Below are 22,338 nucleotides of genomic sequence, written 5' to 3'. Positions count from 1 at the left end.
TAGTTAAATGTTTGTAAATTTTCGCCATGGCGGCACCTTACAGCAGAAGGTGTTGCACTTGGTCTTTGAGAACGCCCTCTCTTAATGCAGAGTATCCTGATCAACCGGCTCATTTACTTTATAGCTTTAAGTCCGATAGACGATATATGGGGGGCTTGTTAACGGAGCCGGTGATCGCTGGCTCCTCGATTTATTTCGCCGACTCCGCAGTCAACGGAACACGTTACGCGCTTTCTGCACTCACATTGGACGATAATTCCCACGTCCCGCGCTGGACTTTTCCATTTGGAGAAAGTACAACCTATCATTATAAAGAACGCGTTACCGCAACGCCTGCAGTTAGCGCTGGGGGACTTCTCTACGTTGGCACAACAGAAGCGCTGTATGCGATTGACGCTGCAACGGGCGAGCAAAAATGGAAATCATCTGAAAATCGTAACGCCTCTCAATTAACGATAGGCAAAGACGGCACTCTTTACGCGATTGCCTGCGATGATACTTGCATTGTGGCGATCAAGGGCGATGGCACATCTCTGGCTAAGGGCCCATGGCCGAAGGCACGAGGCGACGCTGCTAATACAGGACGGGTCTCAAAAAGTATCGGGGAACCGGCGGCTAGTCTTTCCTGGATTAAAGCTGGCCAGATCAATGCAACCGGCGATTTGCCTGTCGGCAGTACGGTGACCGTTACTGCGACTAAGCCGAACGTTAAACCAACGAGCATCGACATCACTTTGCCGAGCGGTAGTAATACCCATTATCGCTGGCCTAAGTACGTGGCTGATCAACTCAATAACACCACGTTGTTCCGCGCTGGTGTCGAACAAAAAGATGGTTCGTTTGCACCGCAATATAGCCAGTACCTCAACATGATTTGGTCGCAATCCAAAGATGCGAAAATAACGGTGACAATTAAGCCGGCTACCGGGGACGCTCCAACCTGGAAAACGGTTAGCGCGATTATCTCAACCGGTGACTTGGCGGTAGGTAGCCATATTCTTATTTCGCTTACCGATCCCGAAGGACATCACTCGCAAAAATCATTTGCAGTGACAGCGGGTGCGAACGGGCATTATGAATGGCCTAAACATCTGGCAGACTTCATCAACGGAACATTTGACGCGGTGCGCGCAGGTGAGATGATCGGCAAAGATGCCTTTACGACGCTCAAAAGTCAGTACCGCAACACATTGTGGGTTCAGCCCGGCTATCACGCCGAATTGACTTTCGTAAGCTAACAGTTCGTTTTTGACGCAGCTTCCTGTCGACCTAGAAGGAAGCTGCGCTTGAGCTTATTTGTATTTTCTCTCGAATCGCTTTGAACTTTTTCAATAAACTCCTCCTCTTGAGTGAGGAAGGGTGTTCAATAATGATGTTTCAGTCGTGATAATGCAAAAGGAACGAATTATTTGTATTTATCGAGTGATGAGATCGGTAGTTACTGTATTTAATATCAAAAAAATAATTATAAAATAGTCAATAAATAAGATTTTGCCGGATGGTTTGAAAAAATTTAAAAATTTCAAACATCACCCGCAGAATTTTCTATTTACAAACGGTTTCCGCACATGAGTGATGTTTTTATGACACCGTGGCGCTTTTCAGCTAAATTTGAACTCCCCAACTATGGCATAATCATAGGCTAATTTCACTGTTTAGCGCGTCCAGATACGCGATTGATCATGCTAAAAACGCTCTACGACAAATTATGGGAATCTCACGTGGTCCATGCTGAACAAGATGGCACGGTAATTCTTTACATCGATCGTCACTTACTGCATGAGGTGACGAGTCCTCAAGCTTTTGACGGACTTAAGCTAGCCGGGCGCACGCCTTGGCGAGTTCCTGCTAATCTAGTTGTGGCCGATCACAATGTTCCCACTACTGATCGCGCCCATGGGATCGTTGATCCAGTTTCGCGTCTTCAGGTCGAGACTTTGGATGCCAATGCCAAAAAATATGGCCTGACTTATTTTGCCATGAACGATTTACGTCAAGGTATCGTCCATGTGATTGGACCTGAGCAAGGTGCCACCTTGCCGGGGATGACAGTTGTCTGCGGCGATTCGCATACATCAACGCATGGCGCATTTGGCTGTCTGGCCCAAGGTATTGGGACGTCTGAAGTAGAGCACGTATTGGCAACTCAGACGCTATTGACCAAAAAATCCAAATCGATGCTTATACAAATCGACGGTGTGATACCGAACGGCGTCACTGCTAAAGATCTGGTACTAGCGGTAATTGGCCAGATCGGTACTGCTGGTGGAACTGGTTATGCGATTGAATTTGGTGGTTCAGCAATTCGTTCTTTGTCGATGGAAGGCCGAATGACAGTTTGTAATATGGCGATTGAGGCAGGTGCGCGTGCTGGCATGATTGCCGTGGACGACACCACTATCAACTATGTCAAAGGGCGACCATTGTCACCAGTTGGACCACATTGGGAGCGGGCTATTAGTTACTGGCGTACGCTGCACTCTGATGTCGGCGCCAAATTTGACATGGTGGTTACACTGAATGCTGCCGAAATTAAGCCGCAAGTGACTTGGGGCACTTCACCAGAGATGGTGGTGCCGATTGATGGCCGCGTGCCGGATCCGGATAAAGAAAAAGATCCGACCAAACGCGATGGCATGGAAAAGGCGTTGGCTTACATGGCGCTGAAGCCAAATACCGCGATGGAAGATATTCGCATCGACAAAGTGTTTATTGGCTCATGTACTAATTCTCGTATTGAAGATTTGCGTGCAGCAGCGGTAGTGGTTCGCGGCAAATTCCGTGCATCAAATGTGAAGCTGGCGATGGTTGTTCCCGGCTCTGGTCTGGTTAAGGAACAGGCTGAGCGCGAAGGCCTGGATAAAATTTTTAAAGATGCTGGTTTTGAGTGGCGCGAGCCAGGATGTTCAATGTGTCTGGCCATGAACGCCGATCGCCTTGAGCCAGGTGAGCGATGTGCATCAACTTCAAACCGCAATTTTGAAGGTCGCCAGGGTAATGGTGGGCGTACACATCTGGTAAGTCCGGCAATGGCCGCTGCAGCGGGAATCGCAGGTCATTTTGTTGATGTACGATCCCTATAGAACGTTTATTTGTACCTTTGATTTCGTAAATATGAAAAAAATTATTGCTTTATGTCTTCTTGCTGCTATTTCTACTTCAATGGCTGGTTGTAATACATTTCACGGTTTCGGCCAAGATGTCGAACATGTGGGCGAAAAAATGCAAGGCAAGTAATTTTCAGTAGCGATTATGTGTTTAATTGCACTGTGTTTTACGTTGTTATTGTCTCTTTGTCGCTAGCTTGAAGCGCTTTATTTGGAATAAATGTGATGAATAAATTTACTGTACTGGATGGTTTGGTGGCACCGTTGGACCGTGCTAATGTCGATACCGATGCCATCATACCGAAGCAATTTTTGAAATCTATTTTGCGTACCGGATTTGGGCCGAACTTGTTCGATGAATGGCGCTATCTGAATCATGGCGAGCCAGGAGTGGATAATTCAAAACGACCGCTTAATCCGGACTTCGTACTGAACCAGGAGCGCTATCAAGGCGCTTCGATTCTCTTAACGCGCAAGAACTTCGGCTGTGGGTCGTCGCGTGAACATGCGCCGTGGGCGCTGGATCAATATGGTTTCCGCGTTGTAATCGCACCAAGTTTTGCCGATATTTTCTTCAATAATTGCTACAAAAACGGTTTGCTACCAATTGTTTTGCCGGAAACGCAGATTGACGGCCTGTTTGATGAAGTGAAGGCGTTTCCTGGTTACCGCCTGATTATCGATCTCGAAAAACAATTAGTGACGACCTCGAACGGTAGCGTGAGCTATCCGTTTGAAGTGGGCGAGTTTCGTAAGTATTGTCTACTAAATGGCCTGGATGACATTGGACTGACACTGCGTCAGGCCGACAAAATTCACGAATTTGAAGATCGTCATTTGTTTGAGCAACCATGGTTAGCCAATACGATTTGATGCAGTTGCGTTTATGCAATGATTCTAAATATGCACAGTAGTATCTTATGTAGATGGTTTTTTTGGCTTGCGCTTGGCGACTATCCTGAATGGCTAGGGCGATAAAAATATATCCATCGACTGCGCGTTATTATTTCAACGTTTCTTTGAACTTATTTAAATACAAAACATGAAAATTGCAATTTTACCGGGCGATGGTATTGGTCCTGAAATCATAGAGCAAGCGGTGAATGTTCTTAAGGTACTTGGTGAAAGTTTCGAAATGGAAACAGCCTCTGTTGGCGGAGCTGGTTATGCCGCACACGGCCATCCTCTTCCAGAAGGCACACTTAAATTAGCAAAAGAGGCGGATGCCATTTTATTCGGCGCAGTGGGTGATTATCAGTACGACTCACTAGAACGTTCGTTGCGTCCTGAGCAGGCAATTCTTGGTTTGCGTAAGAACTTAGGGTTGTTTGCCAATCTTCGTCCTGCGATTTTATACCCAGAATTAGCCGGTGCTTCAACGCTGAAGCCCGAAGTCGTATCAGGTTTAAATATCTTGATCATTCGTGAATTGACCGGCGATATTTATTTTGGTCAACCGCGCGGCGTACGTACGGCCCCTGATGGTGCATTCAAAGGCGAGCGCGAAGGTTTTGATACGATGCGCTATGCTGAGACAGAAATTCGTCGGATTGCGCACGTTGCCTTTCAGACGGCACAAAAACGCGATAAGCGTTTAACAAGTGTCGATAAAGCGAACGTTCTTGAAACCTTTCAGTTTTGGCGTGACATTGTAACGGACGTCCATAAAGAATATCCGGACGTCGCGCTTGAGCATATGTATGTGGACAATGCAGCGATGCAATTGGTCCGCGCACCAAAAAAATTCGATGTCATTGTCACGGGCAACATGTTCGGAGACATTCTGTCGGACGCAGCGGCGATGCTGACCGGTTCAATTGGCATGTTGCCATCCGCTTCATTGGATGCCAATAACAAAGGTTTATACGAGCCTTCACACGGCTCAGCGCCTGATATTGCAGGTAAGGGCATTGCTAATCCATTAGCTACCATTTTATCGGCTGCGATGATGCTGCGGTTTTCCTTGAATAAGGCAGAACAGGCTGATCGCGTTGAGGCGGCAGTAAAGAAGGTCCTGGCGCAAGGTTTGAGGACGAGTGATATTTACGAAGCGGGGACAACAAAAGTCAGTACAACTGAAATGGGTCAAGCCGTATGTAAGGCTTTGGCTTAAGTTACGCGACTAAGAAGGTGTAGAACCCTTCTTTTGTGTTTTCATTGTATTTTATGTTTTCTTAGTATTTATTGACGTTACGGGCGTTTCCCCGTTCATGTTTTAGGGAATGATGATGAAGCTGGTTGGTTTAGTCGGTTGGCGTGGCATGGTTGGTTCGGTCCTGATGCAGCGAATGCAGGAAGAGGGCGATTTCGCCCATATTGAACCGGTATTTTTTTCAACTTCAAATTCAGGCGGACCTGCGCCTGCATTGGCAAAAAATGAAACAACATTAAAAGATGCTAATGACATTGAGGCGTTAAAAAAATGCGAGATCATTATTACGTGTCAAGGCGGTGACTACACTAGTGATATTTTCCCAAAACTTCGTGCGTCCGGATGGAGCGGTTACTGGATTGATGCAGCATCAACTTTGCGGATGAAAGACGATGCCATCATCGTGTTGGATCCTGTCAATTTGAATGTCATTAAAGATGGACTGACGCGGGGTATTAAAAACTACGTAGGCGGCAACTGTACCGTCTCCTGCATGATGATGGGCCTGGGTGGATTGTTTCAGCATGATTTGATTGACTGGATGACCTCGATGACTTATCAGGCAGCATCTGGTGGTGGCGCGCAACATATGCGTGAATTGTTGACCCAATTTGGTGCAATCAATGCAGAAGTCAAATCATTGCTCGACAATCCTGCGGCAGCGATTCTTGAAATTGACCGTAAAGTATTGGCTAAGCAGCATAGTTTTTCTGCAGACGAAACCAAGCAGTTCGGCGTACCCCTTGCCGGAAATCTAATTCCATGGATCGATAAGGATCTCGGTAACGGAATGTCTAAAGAAGAGTGGAAAGCCGGCGCAGAAACGAATAAAATTCTCGGCCGTGGTGAAGGATTTAGCAGTGGGAAAAAACCTATTCCGGTTGATGGGTTATGTATCCGTGTCGGTGCCATGCGTTGCCACTCGCAAGCTCTCACCATCAAATTGAAGAAAGATGTGCCGCTTGACGAAATTAACGACATCATCGCTAGTAACAATCAATGGGTAAAGGTTGTCGAGAATAGTCGTGAGGCCTCAATGCGTGACCTGACGCCAGCTGCAGTCACCGGTAGCTTAACGATTCCAGTTGGCCGCTTACGCAAACTGGAAATGGGTGGTGATTATCTTTCGGCATTTACTGTTGGTGATCAATTACTGTGGGGAGCTGCAGAGCCTCTGCGCCGCATGCTGCGAATTGTGTTGGATAAATAAAAAAGCGAACTAGTTCAATTGCGACTTCCGTCTTTTTGTTGTCTACAAGAGGCGGCTTAAGGACGGAATAATACAATTGTTGATGTTCATCCCTGTCCAACGATAGATTTTCATGGCATTGTTTTATTGGTAATTTTAATGCGACCAATACTATTCGTGATTTGTTGCCAGACTGGTAATCTACTAAATATCTAATGAATCGGCCTAGCTCGACTTTTTGGGCAATATTAATGTTTTAAAACTCAGGAAATAACATTGATAAAACGCAAGATTTGTCTTCTAACTTACGCCAACGGAATGTCTTCAATGCCACTAAACAAGAGTTTACATTCATCGAGCAAATTAATGTCCGTTGGTTTAAAGACAATTACATCAGCAGTCATTTCTTCCATGGTAATGATGGCCGGAGCACATGCCGCTGGGTTTGGTAAGTTAACGATCTTGTCGTCGCTAGGCCAACCACTGCGTGCTGAGATTGAATTAACTTCCGTGGCCAAGGATGAGGAGTCGCAATTAGTTGCAAAATTAGCGTCTGCTGATGCATACAAACAGGCCAATATCGATTTTAATCCCGCATTATTATCTCTCCAATTTTCGATAGATCAGCGTGGAGTGCGTAAATTCGTACGCGTAACTTCTACGCAACCAATTAACGAGCCATTTGTTGCAGTGTTAATGGAGTTGGGCGGCACGAATACGCGCGTTGTGCGGGAATATAACGTCTTGCTCGATCCCGCCAGTTCTCACGTGGCGCAAAGTGCACAAATTACTGTACCAGTTCGCCCATCAGCAGTGGGTCCCACAATAGCGTCTGCGCCATCTGGTGCGGACGCTGCCGCGTTTTTGCCCGGCGCGAGAAATGATCGCTCGTTTCCACGTTATAGTGAAAAAAAAATAGCTCAACCTGATCACACTGAATCTCGCACAGCCAAAACATCAGCTCCCGCTGCTACGGGTGATAAAAAACGCGCTGGAGATTACCGGGTAAAGAAAGGCGATACGCTTTATCAAATTGCGGATACCAACTTGCCGGACGGCGTGTCAATTGATCAAATGTTGGTCGCCCTGTATCGCGGCAATCAAAATGCATTTATCAATAAAAATATTAATCGTTTGCGTAGCGGTCAGATTCTCTCAATTCCCGATGCGGACAACGCACGTACCGTTTCTTCAGCAGAAGCTAGAAGTGTAATTCTGGCAATGTCGAAAGACTTTAACGGATATCGCAATACGCTGGCTGGTCAGTTGCTCACGGCAACGCCGCGTGCTGGCGATGAGGCAAAACAGAGTGGTGGCGGTAAAATCACTGCGAAAGTGGAAGAGCCGGCAAATCCTACGAACGACGCCAAAGACAAACTGAAACTATCACGCGCTGGCGGCACCTCTAAAGCGGATGCGAAATTGGTTGCAGCGACTGAAGAGCAAGTTGCCCATGAAAAAACAAACGTTGAAGCAAATACTCGGGTCAAGGAACTAGAAAAAAATATTAACGACTTACAAAAAGTCATAGATCAAAAAAATAAGAATTTAGAGGAGTTGCAAAAGCAAGCGGATAGCTCTGGAAAAGCTTCGGCTGCCCCATCTGTTGGTGCATCTCCTCAAGCTGCCCTCGTAGTTGGGTCAACACCGTCTTCGATGATGCCCACTGTGGCAGGTGTCGCCCCTAATGCACCTTCTATTACTCCTGTGTTATCAGTTGCGGCGGTAGCTGACGCTTCGCCACCCAAGCCTACTCAGCCCAAGCAGATTCCGAAGTTGGCAACACCCTCTCCTGAGTCCAGCACCTTAAGCGGTTTAGCGGATAATCCTTTGCTATTACCTGGTGTCGGCGTGTTGGCATTGCTATTAGCAGCCCTTGGTATCAGCAGACTGCGTCGCAACAAGCAGCAGGTGTTTTTAGCTAATGGTGGAAGGTCGCAGGGCACCTCGGGGATCAAGTCGAGCACATTATTTGGTGCGGCTGGAGGGCAGAGCACTGATACTAAAAATAGCGTATTTAATTCTAATTTCGTACCTTCGGTTAGCGATCTTGATACGAATGTCGATCCTGTAGCTGAAGCGGACGTTTATATCGCTTATGGACGTGACTTGCAGGCAGAAGAAATTTTAAAAGAAGCGTTACGCGGACAGCCAACGCGTGATGCGATTCGCGTTAAATTATTAGAAATTTATGCGGCGCGTAAGGATGTGCGGGCCTTCGAAATACTAGCTAGCGAACTCTACAGTCTAACAGTCGGGAAGGGGGAGGATTGGCAGCAAGCGGCGGCGTTAGGAGTGACGATAGACCCTACTAATCCATTGTATGGGCGAGGAGATTTGCCAGAGCAAGTAGTTAGTAAAGCAGCATCGATAACTGCTCCTACGCAACCAATGGAAGGACTTGAATTTAATGCGCCGCGAGTTATTCCTGGACCTTTGAATACACAAAGTCGAATACTGGATGTCGAGGAGGTGGCAGTTCCGATATTACTCACTCCGTCGCATGTAGATGCTGATCCACTTAAAGATATATTGGAACCAGACGACAAGCCAGATCTGGATTTTGACTTTGCGCCCCTAGATGACCCTGTCGATAAGAGCCATCATTCGGCGATCACGATGACGACACCTGAATCCGCTAAGGCGATTCTGGAATCTCTGGATTTTGATCTTGAAAACAAAGCGTTGACAGGCTCTGATTTTAGCGTCACGGGTTCGTCTGCTGAAACTGGCGTACAGTATAAACATATTCCATCAGACCCGACTGTAGAGGTATCAGGTGGGGTTCCAACTCTTCTGGAGCCTGTTATTCCACTATCGAATGTAGCATCAACCTTCGTGATGGCTGCTCCCCTGGAGTTCGAGTTTTCAGCTATGGATCTTGATCTTGTCAATGTGGCTGATAAGCATAGTTTGTCAGAGGAAATATTGAAGGCTCCTCTTGTTATGAACAACACGGAAATGGCGACTAAGCTTGATCTTGCTGCTGCTTATCAGGAAATTGGTGATAGTGAAGGCGCGCGCGAATTACTAGAAGAGGTATTAAAGGGCGGTGATGTGGGGCAGATAGCAACGGCGAAAGCGTTATTGGTAAAGCTTACGTAAAAATGTTGGTGAGCATTTTTTAATTTGAAGTGCTAATAATATTTGGCAATTAACGGGCGCAGCGTTATGCTGGCGCCCGTTTGTGTTTAAACGCAGTGTTTTTTTTTGCGATGGGTTCCTAGTCCAAATTGTTATGGCCTTTTTTGTCTTTTAATGGCGATATTTTTTAAGTGGAGTTGGTGTGAGGCGAATCGTTCTCGGCGTGCAATATGATGGCACTCCTTGGCAGGGGTGGCAAACGCAACCTAGCGGCAAGACCGTTCAGGATCGGTTAGAGCTTGCCTTGCAAAAATTCACGCAGGGTAAAGTTTCGACCATTTGCGCTGGGCGTACTGATTCAGGTGTTCATGCGCTTGAACAGGTGGTGCATTTTGATACCCCATTGGCGCGAGACGCATCGTCTTGGGTACGTGGATTGAATGCTTTTTTACCGCCATCCATCGCGGTACGTTGGGCTTGCGAAGTACCGCATGCTGAAGTAACCGACCACGTTGATGGTGACCAACAATTTCATGCACGCTTTAGCGCAACTGCGCGTACTTATCATTACTTACTTTACAACCATCCAATTCGATCGCCCTTGTTGGTGAATAAGGTGGGGTGGGCTTTTCGCCCACTTGATCTGGCGTTAATGCAGGCGGCCGCAGAGCACTTTGTTGGCACGCACGACTTTTCAGCTTTTCGAGCCATCGAATGCCAGGCACGTTCTCCTGTTCGTACTATGCATGAGGTAAATATTGCCCGCAGTGGTGATCTGGTTGTCTTCACCCTACGCGCAAATGCATTTTTGCATCATATGGTGCGTAATATGATCGGCTCATTAATTTTCGTTGGCATCGGAAAACAGTCCCCTGAATGGATAGCGGACTTACTTTTACAGCAAGATCGGAGTCGGGCCGCGCCAACGTTTATGCCGGACGGCTTATATTTGGCGAAAGTTGAATACGACCAAAAATGGAAACTACCGCAGCAACAAAGTAAAATATTACCTTGGTTATAATCCGTATATAGTCAAAACAGATCAATATTTATGGCCAATATTGACGTTATTTGCGGAGGTTCGTCATTGGAGCTCAGAGTGAATAAAGTGGATGCCTAAAGCACTCCTTTGCTAAGTTTTGTGTGAATCTCTGCGAAATAGATGATTCGTATCTATTTTTACTCATATTATTACCTCTATAAACATGATCCAGCGTACCCGAATCAAAATTTGCGGTTTGACACGTGAGCAAGATGTTGCGGCAGCGGTTTCTGCTGGCGCGGATGCTATAGGCTTTGTTTTTTATGCAAAAAGTCCACGTTTTGTTTCGCCTCAACGAGCAGCGCAACTAATTGCTACATTGCCACCGTTCGTTACTGCGGTAGGATTATTCGTCAATGCGACGGCCGATGAGGTCGCTGCGACAGTTGATGTGGCCCCGTTGTCTTTGTTGCAATTTCATGGTGACGAATCGGTTTTGCAATGCAATGAAGCAGCTAAACGTGTCAATCGCCCTTTTTTGCGCGCAATGCGTGTAGGTGCTGCAACAGTCGCCAGCGATTTGATAGAGTACAATCGTACATATCGATCTGATGGTCGGCTATTTGCCGGTTTGTTGCTCGATACCTTGGTAGATGGTTATGGTGGTAGCGGAAAGGTTTTTGATTGGTCTCTCATCCCAAAAGAACTCGCGCCTCAGGTCGTTTTAAGTGGTGGCTTGAGCGTACAAAACGCGACTGACGCGGTGGTACGTGTTCGTCCTTTTGCGGTCGATATCAGCAGTGGTGTCGAACAAGAAAAGGGCGTAAAGGATCCCGCAAAGATCCGTGCTTTTATCGAAGCCGTACGTCAAGCAGATACAGTGCCTGAGTAAGTTTTGTTCGCAATCCACTGAACCGCGCGAATTCTGCGGTGCATGGTGCGGCGAGTCCTATTATCTTTAGTGCATTGTGGGTGCTATATTCGCCAGCAGTATTAACTGCAGATTGTTGGCTACGGTTTAAGACGAGATCTATTGATAGTGCTCAGTATTTTTTGCGCACTTTGAGGTGACTAAATGCCCTCAATAAAAGTCAATCAGCAGTCAATCAGCCATTTTCAGAAAGAAAAAGATGAAAGAATTAAATCCGCTTGAGCACTTTGCTGAGCGCCAACCACCCGCCACCGCGACCTTACAGCAAGCTGCACATTACAATTTGCCTGATGCAAGGGGTCACTTTGGTATGTATGGCGGCAGCTTTGTGTCAGAAACCTTGACACTTGCCCTCAAAGAATTGACGGAAGCTTATGCGCACTACCAGTATCAACCGGAATTTGTTGCTGAATATGAAAGTGAACTGAAACATTTCGTTGGTCGCCCAAGTCCGATATATCACGCTAAACGCTGGTCTGAGCAAATGGGCGGTGCACAAATTTATTTCAAGCGCGAAGACTTGAACCATACAGGCGCCCACAAAATTAACAATGTGATCGGACAAGCATTGCTGGCCAAGCGCATGGGTAAACCTCGCGTGATCGCGGAAACCGGTGCGGGACAGCATGGTGTCGCAACAGCTACGATCTGTGCCCGTTTTGGCTTGGAATGTGTGGTTTATATGGGTAGTGAAGACATCAAGCGTCAAAAACAAAATGTCTACCGAATGAATCTGCTAGGTGCCACAGTCGTGCCTGTTGAATCAGGATCAAAGACATTGAAAGATGCGCTCAATGAAGCGATGCGAGATTGGGTGACGAATGTTGAGGATACGTTCTATATCATCGGCACTGTTGCAGGACCACATCCTTATCCGATGATGGTTCGTGATTTTCAGTCTGTCATTGGTGAAGAGTGCCTGATACAGATGCCGGAAATGATCGGTCGCCAACCGGATTATGTGGTCGCGTGCGTCGGCGGCGGTTCAAATGCAATGGGTATTTTCTATCCTTATATAGACCATCATGACGTCCGTTTGATCGGTGTTGAAGCGGCGGGTGAAGGATTGGCAAGCCGCAAGCACTCAGCCTCATTGACTGCTGGTTCACCCGGTGTTTTGCATGGCAACCGAACATATTTGCTCCAAGATGCGAACGGTCAAGTTATTGAAACGCATTCGGTTTCTGCCGGCCTGGACTATCCGGGCGTTGGTCCTGAGCACGCATGGTTGAAGGACTGTGGTCGTGCGACCTATGAGACGATCACTGACGATGAGGCGCTTGATGCATTTCACACCTGTTGCCTTATTGAGGGAATTATTCCCGCTCTGGAATCCAGTCATGCGTTAGCCTACGCTGCCAAACTTGCAGCGACTTTGCCGAGAGATAAAATTATTTTGGCAAACTTGTCTGGTCGTGGTGACAAGGATATGCATACTGTGGCTGAGCGGTTGAAGTCGGCATAGCGTTAATACAAAATCGCCACCATGGGGAAACCCGTTGGTGGCGATACGCTCTGATCTACATGATCATGATTTGCCGAACGCAGACTGAATGTATTTCGATGGATAGATTTTAAGCGATTTATCTCAAACAACTTGTTAGGCCGAGCTTGTTCTGCTTAATTTAATCAATAGCTCACGAAAATTTTTCTAAGACAACCATGTCACGAATCCAGACTACGTTGGCCGCACTGGCCGCAAATAACAAAAAGGGTCTGATCCCGTTTATCACCGCTGGTGATCCAGATCCAGAGTTGACCGTACCATTGATGCACGCTCTGGTCGCTGGCGGTGCCGACATTCTTGAGTTGGGTGTCCCATTTTCTGATCCAATGGCCGAAGGCCCTGTTATCCAGCGGGCATGCGAACGCGCGCTTAAATTCAATGTCAGCCTGCATGACGTGTTAGGGTATGTACGGGTTTTTCGGCAGACCAATACCCATACGCCAGTCGTGTTGATGGGATACGCTAATCCCCTCGAACGGATGGGCGTGGATGTTTTTATTAGTGCTGCAAAAGAAGCGGGCATTGATGGCACCATCGTTGTCGATTATCCACCCGAGGAGTGTGAAGAGTTTGCGCATAAGATGCGCCTCAATGGCATGGATCCTATCTTCCTGCTCGCGCCGACTTCTACTGAAGAGCGGATCAAGCAGGTTGCCGAAGTTGGCGGTGGTTTCGCGTATTGCGTATCGCTTAAGGGCGTGACGGGTTCGGCTAATATCGATATCGCTGAAGTCACGAAGCGCATCGAAGCAATTCGCAAGCACGTTAAGTTGCCTATTGGTGTCGGTTTTGGTATTCGCGATGCAGCTACCGCTAAAGCAGTGGCGCAAGTAGCGGATGCAGTTGTCATCGGAAGTCGCATTATTCAGGAACTTGAAAATACCCCGCGTGAGCATGCTGTTGCAGCGGTGCAAACATTTATCAGCGGTATTCGGAAAGCTTTGGACGAATAATTTCCGTCGTACTCGCGCAGGCCTGGTTAATGGCGTTAACAAAAATTTGCTAAATTGGCATTTAATCTTCAATCACTAAGTTTGTGTAGAAACAGCGATTTACTATCGCTGTTTTTTGGTTGAAGGTACAATTCGGCAAGTAAAAAATATGAAGGAGGTCGCTCTATGAGTTGGCTTGAAAAACTACTCCCGCCCCGTATCCAGCGCAGTGACTCGGCAACCCGCAAATCGATCCCGGAAGGACTGTGGGTTAAATGCCCTTCCTGTGAAGCGGTGTTATACCGGACTGACCTGGAATCCAACATTCATGTCTGCCCAAAGTGCAGCCATCATTTGCGTATTCGCGCGCGTGACCGTCTGGATGCGCTTCTGGATGCTGGTGGACGCTATGAAATTGGCCAGGAAACATTGCCTATTGATACGCTTAAATTTAAAGATAGTAAAAAATATCCGGATCGCCTCAAAGCGGCGATGGAAGCTACCGGTGAAACCGACGCACTTATCGTGTTGGGTGGCGCTATTATGACGTTGCCTGTTGTGGTCGCCTGTTTTGAGTTTGAGTTTATGGGTGGCTCAATGGGCTCTGTTGTCGGTGAGCGGTTTGTTCGCGGTGCACAAGCTGCGCTTGAGCAAAAAGTACCGTTTATCTGCATTACAGCGACCGGTGGAGCGCGTATGCAAGAGGGTTTGTTGTCGTTATTGCAAATGGCAAAAACGACAGCAATGCTAACTAAATTGTCGGAAAAGAAATTACCGTATATAAGCGTCTTAACTGATCCGACCATGGGTGGGGTATCTGCGTCATTTGCATTTATGGGTGATGTTGTGATCGCGGAGCCGAAAGCGTTAATTGGTTTTGCTGGTCCACGCGTGATCGAAAATACTGTGCGCGAAAAACTGCCTGAAGGATTTCAGCGGTCTGAGTTTCTAGTCACTAAAGGCGCAGTCGATATGATCGTCGATCGACGCAAGATGCGCGAAGAGATCGCGCGTTTGCTAGCCTTATTGCAGAATCAACCAGCCGAAACGCTCGCTTGATGTGTTTTTTTTGATCTGAGCTGATGATCGACATTTGGTTACAGAAATTGCCTGATTGATATTACTCAAAATCTGATAGCCCGAATCGCTTTCTGTTCGGGCTATTGTTTTGTTAAATGACTAATTTATGCCTACATCGTTAACTTCTCCACTCGCAGCAAGCCATCCCACCACGTTAGACGATTGGCTTGAACTGCTCGAGTCGCGCCACTTTAAAACCATTGATATGGGCTTGGATCGTGTCAAGCTCGTAAAAGAACGACTCAACCTCAGGTTTTCTTGTCCTGTCATCATGGTCGCTGGAACCAACGGAAAAGGCTCAACATGTGCGATGTTGGAGTCAATGCTATTACGCGCTGGCTACAAAGTAGGGCTGTACATCAAGCCACATTTCTTGAAATTCAATGAACGCGCGCAGTTAAACGGCGAGTCAGCCTCTGACGATGTGCTGATTGCCAGTTTTGAAGCTGTTGAAGCGCAACGTGGAGATGTTTCGCTAACGTATTTTGAATTTACGACCCTTGCCATTATGCATTTGCTTGCCTCTGCCGATCTAGAGGTGGTGATATTGGAAGTTGGTCTGGGCGGGCGTCTGGATGCTGTCAATGTGATTGATGCAGATATCGCCATTGTGACCAGCATTGATATCGATCACACTGATTACCTTGGTGATACCCGGGAAAAAATAGGTTTTGAGAAGGCGGGTATTTTCCGGGCTGGAAAAACCGCTATTTGTAGTGATCCAGTGCCGCCTCAATCACTTATTGACCATGCCATTGCAATCGGCGCTGATCTTTGGTTACTGGGTCGTGATTTTAACTACACTGGGGATAAGCAGCAGTGGAACTATGGTGGACGCACCCAGCGTCGCAACTCTCTAGGCTATCCAAGCCTTCGCGGTGCCAATCAATTGTTGAATGCATCCGCAGCATTAGCAGCATTGGAGGCTTTACGTTACCAATTACCAGTTAGTGCCCAAGAGGTGCGAACCGGACTTGTGACTGTGGAGTTGCCGGCGCGTTTTCAAGTGATGCCAGGACAACCACTCGTGGTATTAGACGTGGCACACAATCCTCACGCAGCCGCTACATTGGGTCAGAATCTAGAGAACATGGGCTTTCATCCTTACACCTTTGGCATATTTGGTGTGATGCTCGATAAGGATATCCAAGGTATCGTTTCCCAGTTAAAAAGCAGAATTGATCATTGGTGTGTCACTGATTTGCCGTTACCGCGTGCCGCGACAGCAGAGCAAATTCGGCAATGCTTGCAAGATGCTGGAGTCGAAGCGCAAGAAGGGCCAAAAGCAGAATCTACCATTCAAAATTTCAGTACTCCCGCAGAAGCCTATGCAAATGCACTGAGTAGAGCAGGCGAGAATGATAGAATTGTGGTTTTCGGATCTTTCCTGACAGTTGCTGATGTAATGAAGGCAAGGAAATCCGGATTTCACTGACAATATGCGCTGCAACGTGTGGTGCAAACTCAGTCCATATTTTAGTATTGCTTTTTAAAATTAAATAGATATCGCATGGGTTTGTTCTCTTTCTTCCGTAAAAATAAACAACAGCCTAGCTCTGAGCAGAGCGCCTATCATTCGCGCGCTGAAGATGACACCAGTGCCATCCGTGCAAGTAGGAAACGCAAAATTTCCAGTAATCAGAGCAATGATCCGGCCGATCCGGTTCTGCCGGAAAAAAAACGTGCGCGACGTCGTTTAGTTGGTGCAGTAGCTTTAGTGTTGGCGGTAGTCATTGTGTTGCCGATGGTATTGGATTCCGAACCGAAACCGCTAGCCGACGATATTTCGATCCAGATTCCTTCACGCGACAAACCTGCGGCAGTAGTCGCAGCGGATGCTCCGGCAAATCGTGCTACGACTTCATCCAAATCATCTGCTTCGTCTGGTATGACCGGTACGATCGGCGGGCTGGATAAGCAGGAGGAAATTATTGATCCAGCGAGTACACCTGCAAGCGCGCCGATTTCTGCTTTAAGTCAACCGCAAGTTTCGGACAAGGGTGCCATTACGAGTGTATCGCCTGTGATGCCGTCTTTGCCTTCAGCCGATAACGCTGACGTCGCGCCAGTAGCGCCAGTAACTTCAGAGGCTAAGCCTGAAGCAAAAATTGTCGCCAAGCCTAAAGTAGAAACCAAGCCAAAAGTTGAAGCAAAGGATGAGCGAAAGTCACGTCCGGAACCTAAACTAGACGCAAGGGCAGAGGATCACCCTACAATAAACGAATCACAGGACGATTCTGCGCGTGCGGCAGCGATTTTAAACGGCGGCAACGCGGCTCCTTCAGCCGAAAAGAAACAGGGCAAATTTGTGATTCAAGTAGCGGCCTTAGCGTCGCAAGAAAAAGTAGATGAGTTGCAAGGAAAGTTAACCGATGCAGGCATTCGGTCTTACACGCAAAAGGTCAAGACCGCTGCCGGAGAGCGAATCAGGATCCGGGTTGGGCCATTTTCCAGCAAAGAAGAGGCCGAAAAGGCGCGTGCAAAGTTAGTGCCGTTGGGATTGTCAGGCAGCTTGTTACCAGCTTGAATTTGATGCAAAGCAACCTCATATAGGCTGCTCTGTGAGAGTGACCTGAAATCCGTTTGCGAGAATGATGTTGGTGCGATTGATCGCCCCGTTGATCGACACAGATGAGGGTTGCAATTGATTGACCAGAAAGGTACCGCAAAATGCCCGATATATTTACGGGCTAACGATCTTTGAACCGGTTTAGAGGCAGCGTGACGATTTTTGATTATCTGATATTGTTCGTCCTGATTTGTTCAGTACTCATTAGCACTTTACGTGGATTGGTTAAAGAAATCCTGTCTCTTGCAAGTTGGGCAATTGCCCTCTTCGTTGCCAACGCATATGGCGAAAGTCTGGCAGCATTACTACCCGAGGTCATTCCTGGTACGGTGACGCGCTTGATTGTTGCCTTTATAGCCTTGTTTATAGGCGTCAGATTTCTCATGATGCTGTTAAGCATGGCATTGGATGGCGTGATCCATGCGAGTGGTCTTAGCATTGCAGATCGCAGTTTAGGTGGCCTGTTTGGCCTGGTCAAAGGTTTGGTAATCATATTGGCAGTAGTATTGGTCTGCGGCACCACGGCGATTCCGAAACAATTATTTTGGCGGGACGCTATATTTAGCCCGTATGCCGAAAAGACTGCGATGACTGCTTTACCGTTTTTGCCTGTCGCATTTGCGCAGCACGTAAAATTTTAAACACCAATTTTGAATTTGTAATTTGTATTATTTGTATTATTTGCATAGCTTGTATTGCTTCCTCGAAATGTTTTGTTTAGGAGTCCACCATGTGTGGCATAGTCGGCATCGCCTCTCACAACCCCGCCAATCAATTGATTTACGATGCATTGCTGCTGTTGCAGCATCGTGGTCAGGATGCAGCGGGAATCGCAACTAATCACGGTAACGGATTTTTTATGCACAAGGCCAACGGCCTCGTGCGGGATGTTTTCCGGACCAGAAACATGCGGTCTTTGCCAGGTAATTTCGGCATCGGTCAAGTGCGCTATCCAACTGCTGGCAGCGCCAGCGCGGAAGAAGCGCAACCGTTTTACGTCAATGCGCCGTTTGGTATCATTTTGGCCCATAACGGCAATTTGACTAACGCTGAACAACTCAAAATTGAGATGTTCAAAAATGACCGTCGTCATATCAACACCGATTCTGACACGGAAGTTTTGCTGAACGTGCTTGCGCATGAAATACAGCAAGCGACTATCGGATACTCTCTTGACCCAGACGCGCTGTTTAAAGCCGTTGCTATTGTTCATCAACGGGTTCGTGGTTCTTATGCGGTAGTAGCCCAAATTGCCGGGCATGGCCTGTTGGCATTCCGCGATCCTTATGGCATTCGTCCATTATGTATAGGGATCAATGAGACAGAAAAAGGCACTGAATACGTCATCGCCAGCGAATCAGTCGCGCTGGAAGGCTTGGGGTTCCGCTTCTTGCGTGACGTCGTGCCGGGTGAGGCGATATTTATCGATATAGAAGGAAACTTGTACAATCAACAATGTGCAGACAATCCAACCTTAAATCCATGCGCCTTTGAGTTCGTCTATCTCGCACGTCCCGATTCGATCATTGATGGTGCATCAGTTTATGCGACCCGTCTGAAAATGGGCGAATACCTGGCCGACAAGATCAAACGCGAATTTTCCAGCGGTGATATTGATGTGGTTATGCCGATTCCTGATTCATCGCGCCCTGCGGCGATTCAACTGGCACTCAAACTGAACATTGAATACCGTGAAGGTTTCATCAAAAATAGATACATTGGACGTACCTTTTTGATGCCCGGACAAGCGATTCGCAAGAAGTCGGTGCGCCAAAAGCTCAATGCCATCGGGTCTGAATTTAAAGGCAAAACTGTGCTGTTGGTCGATGACTCTATTGTGCGCGGTACTACTAGTCGCGAAATCGTACAAATGGCACGTGATTCTGGTGCAAAGCGCGTCATTTTTGCTTCAGCAGCGCCACCGGTAAAGTTTCCAAACGTGTATGGCATTGATATGCCGACCCGTGGCGAGTTGATCGCTTATGGTCGTACAGACGAAGAAGTTTGTCGCGAAATTACTGCGGATGCTTTGGTGTATCAGGATATTGACGCACTCAAGCGGTCAATTTCAGATGTCAATCCAGCGCTGAAAAATTTCGAGGCTTCCTGTTTCGACGGTCACTACATTACTGGCGATATCTCTCGTGACTATTTGGATCATATTGAATTTGTGCGTAACAATCCAAAAGCGGAAATCGAAGATGGTGTGCGTTCCCAACTGAATCTTGCCAATTTCGACTAATACAGACAAAAAATCTGTTCGCAATGGGCGGACAGATGTTGTTTGTCCATGTTGGTGACGAGAATAAACTGGAAATGGTTGTAGATCATGACTAAAACAGAGCAAAAAAATGCCTATGGGTTTACCACTACGGTGGTTCATGGGGATCGGCAAAAAACCATAGAGCATGGTTCTTTACATAAGCCGGTACATACTTCAGTGACCTACGGCTACCAGGATGCGCGTCAGTTAGCCGAAGTTTTTCAAGGCAGAGCACAAGGTTATCGCTATGGTCGGCAGGGCAATCCTACCGTCGCTGCGTTGGAAGATAAAGTCAACTTAATGGAAGGTGGTTTCGCCACCATCTGTTTCGCCACTGGCATGGCGGCGATTGGCGCTGTTGCGCAAAGCTTGCTGCGTGCGGGTGATCATGTGGTATCGACGGCATTTTTGTTCGGCAATACTGCTAGCGTATGGCAAACGATTCAAGGGCAGGGCATTGATGTTTCGATGGTTGACGTCACCGCTGTTGCGCAGGTTGAAGCCGCGCTGACCGCTAATACGCGCCTGGTGTTCGTTGAAACAGTCGCCAATCCACGTACCCAGATTGCAGATTTAAAGCTCATCGGCGAGCTATGCCGTGCTCGGGGGATTCTGTTTGTCGTTGATAACACGATGACTTCGCCGTACCTGTTTCAGCCAAAGATCGTTGGAGCGAGTCTGGTGGTTAACTCGTTGACCAAATCGATCGGTGGTCATGGTAACGCTTTAGGTGGCGCATTAACTGACACTGGTTTATTCGACTGGAGTCAATATCCGAACATACTGGCCAGCTATAAAAAACTCCCCCCGGCGCAGTGGGGAATGGCGCAAGTCAGGGCAAAGAGTTTACGTGATTTCGGTGCTGCAATTGGTCCGGAAGCAGCCCATCACATCGCCGTCGGTGCGGAAACCATGGCACTGCGAATGGACCGCAGTAGCGCGAACGCACTAGCCGTGGCCCAAATGTTGGAGGCCGATCCACGGGTTGCAGTGGTGCATTATCCAGGCTTGAAATCTCACCCGCAACATGCCCTTGCAAGTGAATTGTTTCGCTCCTTTGGTTACTTGCTTAGCTTTGAGTTGAAGCCTGAGATTGATTGTTTTGAATATCTGAATCGTATGAAATTGGGTATTTCTGCGACACATTTAGGTGATAATCGCACCTTGGTGTTGCCTGTTGCGCATACAATTTTTTATGAAATGGGCCCTGAAGCACGTGCGCGGATGGGAATTTCAGAGTCGTTGATTCGGGTATCGATTGGGATTGAAGATACGGAAGATTTAGTGGCTGATTTTAAGCAGGCATTGGATCACTAATCGTCTTTTCACTATTTATGCTGAAAACTGTCTTCATGCTATGAGGCTGAAAGCCACAAGACCAATAAGGTTTCGTGGCTTTTTTTATGGATGAATCTTTGCCGTTTGCCTTGATAATTTTCGCAATCAGCGTGCACTCTTTTTGATCATTGGAAGCGGTGACTAAATCGTCGTGCGGTCCAACCACTTTGGCACATTGGTTGGAACAAATGCCTTAAAACGCGCCAACAATGCAGCGCCATCAGGTGCATTGATGAGCATGTCTGCCTGTTCTGCTTTAAGAAAGCGTTGGGATACCATATGCTGAATAAATGCGATGAGGCCATCGTAAAAGCCGGTTACATTTAACAGACCGATCGGTTTTTGATGAAAGCCTAGTTGCGCCCAAGTAAAGACCTCAAATAATTCTTCCAGCGTACCAATTCCGCCCGGCATCGCGATAAAACCATCGGATAACTCTGCCATCATCGCCTTGCGTTCGTGCATGTCTTTGACAATGTGTAGTTTTGTCAGGCCTGTGTGTCCAAGTTCTTTCTCCATCAAGGCCATTGGAATGACGCCGGTGGCAACGCCTCCAAGCCGTATTACTTCGTCAGCGATGACGCCCATCAATCCCACGTTGCCACCGCCATATACCAACGCAATATTGTCATCGACCATTTGTTGCGCAAGCGAACGCGCTGCTTGTGCGTAAAGAGGAGATGATCCCGGTGAAGAGCCGCAATAAATGCAAAGTGATTTAATCCGAAGTGATGTCATTTTTTGATCGTTAGTAAAAGAGAGACTATTTTTTTATTAAGAAGGTGGGGGAACGTCACCATTTTCCTTCAAATATTTCGCGGTGAGCTCTTCAAATTGCTGAAGGGTTTCACCACGCAAATACGGATGCATTAAAGACAGAACCTGATAACAACCGCTGGCGAGTGCTTTTTCGACAACCGCTTGCTCGGTATATTTACGTGGATTCAATACATATTGATAGGACAACCAGTAACTGGCGGTGACGACCATGTTGGTCGAGAGAGTATCGATTTCAATAGCGTTGACTGCGAGGGTGTTCTCTTGCTGTAAGCCTTGGCAAAGTTGTTTTACTACCTTAATTTTATGGCCGAAGATCACTTTGAACTGGAGTTCTAAAGTGCGGTTACGTGACAATAAATCGCTTAGATCACGATAAAAAAATCGATAGCGCCAAATCAGTTCGAACATTAAATGGAGATACTTC

At 47.2% G+C, this 22,338-nt stretch carries 19 protein-coding genes; 17 read left to right on the top strand and 2 right to left on the bottom strand.

What is annotated here, in order from left to right; translation table 11 throughout:
* Positions 1-146 precede the first annotated feature (146 nt).
* The 17 genes from QN379_RS20885 to QN379_RS20805 all read left to right on the top strand — a co-directional run bounded on the left by QN379_RS20885 (position 147) and on the right by QN379_RS20805 (position 21,113).
* Complete coding sequence (locus tag QN379_RS20885) at positions 147-1,238, top strand: PQQ-binding-like beta-propeller repeat protein (RefSeq protein WP_323507512.1); 1,092 nt, start codon at positions 147-149, stop codon at positions 1,236-1,238.
* A gap of 444 nt (positions 1,239-1,682) precedes the next feature.
* Positions 1,683-3,083: a 3-isopropylmalate dehydratase large subunit gene (leuC, locus tag QN379_RS20880; protein WP_322238993.1), complete on the top strand. Its 1,401-nt coding sequence runs from the start codon at positions 1,683-1,685 to the stop codon at positions 3,081-3,083.
* Positions 3,067-3,237, top strand: coding sequence for an entericidin A/B family lipoprotein (locus tag QN379_RS20875; protein ID WP_322238991.1), 171 nt, complete (start codon positions 3,067-3,069; stop codon positions 3,235-3,237). The genes leuC and QN379_RS20875 overlap by 17 nt, the downstream gene beginning before the upstream one ends.
* A gap of 95 nt (positions 3,238-3,332) precedes the next feature.
* Complete coding sequence (leuD, locus tag QN379_RS20870) at positions 3,333-3,980, top strand: 3-isopropylmalate dehydratase small subunit (protein WP_322238990.1); 648 nt, start codon at positions 3,333-3,335, stop codon at positions 3,978-3,980.
* Positions 3,981-4,149: 169 nt separating this feature from the next.
* A complete protein-coding gene (leuB, locus tag QN379_RS20865; protein ID WP_322238989.1) occupies positions 4,150-5,220 on the top strand; it encodes a 3-isopropylmalate dehydrogenase in 1,071 nt (356 codons plus the stop codon).
* Between the two features lie 115 nt (positions 5,221-5,335).
* Positions 5,336-6,469, top strand: a complete 1,134-nt coding sequence (gene asd, locus QN379_RS20860) for an aspartate-semialdehyde dehydrogenase (RefSeq protein WP_322240679.1) — start codon at positions 5,336-5,338, stop codon at positions 6,467-6,469.
* 345 nt (positions 6,470-6,814) lie between these two features.
* On the top strand, positions 6,815-9,553 hold the full coding sequence (locus tag QN379_RS20855) for a FimV/HubP family polar landmark protein (RefSeq protein ID WP_323507511.1): 2,739 nt from the start codon (positions 6,815-6,817) through the stop codon (positions 9,551-9,553).
* A 181-nt stretch (positions 9,554-9,734) separates the two neighbouring features.
* Entirely contained in the window at positions 9,735-10,553 is an 819-nt protein-coding gene (gene truA, locus QN379_RS20850; RefSeq protein WP_322238983.1) for a tRNA pseudouridine(38-40) synthase TruA, read from the top strand.
* 184 nt (positions 10,554-10,737) lie between these two features.
* A complete protein-coding gene (locus tag QN379_RS20845) occupies positions 10,738-11,406 on the top strand; it encodes a phosphoribosylanthranilate isomerase (RefSeq protein ID WP_322238981.1) in 669 nt (222 codons plus the stop codon).
* 238 nt (positions 11,407-11,644) lie between these two features.
* Positions 11,645-12,910 (top strand): tryptophan synthase subunit beta, encoded by a 1,266-nt coding sequence (gene trpB / locus QN379_RS20840; RefSeq protein ID WP_322238979.1) that lies wholly within the window; start codon positions 11,645-11,647, stop codon positions 12,908-12,910.
* 197 nt (positions 12,911-13,107) lie between these two features.
* Complete coding sequence (gene trpA, locus QN379_RS20835) at positions 13,108-13,905, top strand: tryptophan synthase subunit alpha (protein ID WP_322238977.1); 798 nt, start codon at positions 13,108-13,110, stop codon at positions 13,903-13,905.
* 165 nt (positions 13,906-14,070) lie between these two features.
* Complete coding sequence (gene accD, locus QN379_RS20830; RefSeq protein ID WP_322238975.1) at positions 14,071-14,943, top strand: acetyl-CoA carboxylase, carboxyltransferase subunit beta; 873 nt, start codon at positions 14,071-14,073, stop codon at positions 14,941-14,943.
* Positions 14,944-15,070: 127 nt separating this feature from the next.
* Positions 15,071-16,399 carry a bifunctional tetrahydrofolate synthase/dihydrofolate synthase gene (folC, locus tag QN379_RS20825; protein ID WP_322238973.1) on the top strand — a complete coding sequence of 443 codons (1,329 nt, stop codon included), beginning with the start codon at positions 15,071-15,073 and terminating at the stop codon, positions 16,397-16,399.
* A 75-nt stretch (positions 16,400-16,474) separates the two neighbouring features.
* Entirely contained in the window at positions 16,475-17,491 is a 1,017-nt protein-coding gene (locus QN379_RS20820; RefSeq protein WP_322238971.1) for an SPOR domain-containing protein, read from the top strand.
* A gap of 194 nt (positions 17,492-17,685) precedes the next feature.
* Entirely contained in the window at positions 17,686-18,174 is a 489-nt protein-coding gene (locus QN379_RS20815; protein ID WP_322238968.1) for a CvpA family protein, read from the top strand.
* 89 nt (positions 18,175-18,263) lie between these two features.
* Positions 18,264-19,775: an amidophosphoribosyltransferase gene (gene purF / locus QN379_RS20810; RefSeq protein ID WP_322238967.1), complete on the top strand. Its 1,512-nt coding sequence runs from the start codon at positions 18,264-18,266 to the stop codon at positions 19,773-19,775.
* Between the two features lie 87 nt (positions 19,776-19,862).
* On the top strand, positions 19,863-21,113 hold the full coding sequence (locus QN379_RS20805) for a cystathionine gamma-synthase family protein (protein ID WP_322238965.1): 1,251 nt from the start codon (positions 19,863-19,865) through the stop codon (positions 21,111-21,113).
* Positions 21,114-21,275: 162 nt separating this feature from the next.
* On the opposite strand, the gene QN379_RS20800 is transcribed toward QN379_RS20805, so the two are convergent.
* Both QN379_RS20800 and QN379_RS20795 read right to left on the bottom strand, forming a co-directional pair.
* The gene (locus tag QN379_RS20800) at positions 21,276-21,857 is read right to left on the bottom strand and encodes a TIGR00730 family Rossman fold protein (protein ID WP_322240677.1); all 582 of its coding nucleotides are present in this window, start codon (positions 21,855-21,857) and stop codon (positions 21,276-21,278) included.
* Positions 21,858-21,908: 51 nt separating this feature from the next.
* The coding region (locus QN379_RS20795) for a TetR/AcrR family transcriptional regulator (protein WP_323507510.1) at positions 21,909-22,338 on the bottom strand (430 nt) is incomplete at its 5' end.

The organism is Glaciimonas sp. Gout2 (assembly GCF_035018905.1).
Taxonomy (GTDB): domain Bacteria; phylum Pseudomonadota; class Gammaproteobacteria; order Burkholderiales; family Burkholderiaceae_D; genus Glaciimonas.
This window is presented reverse-complemented; position numbering and strand designations above follow the sequence as displayed.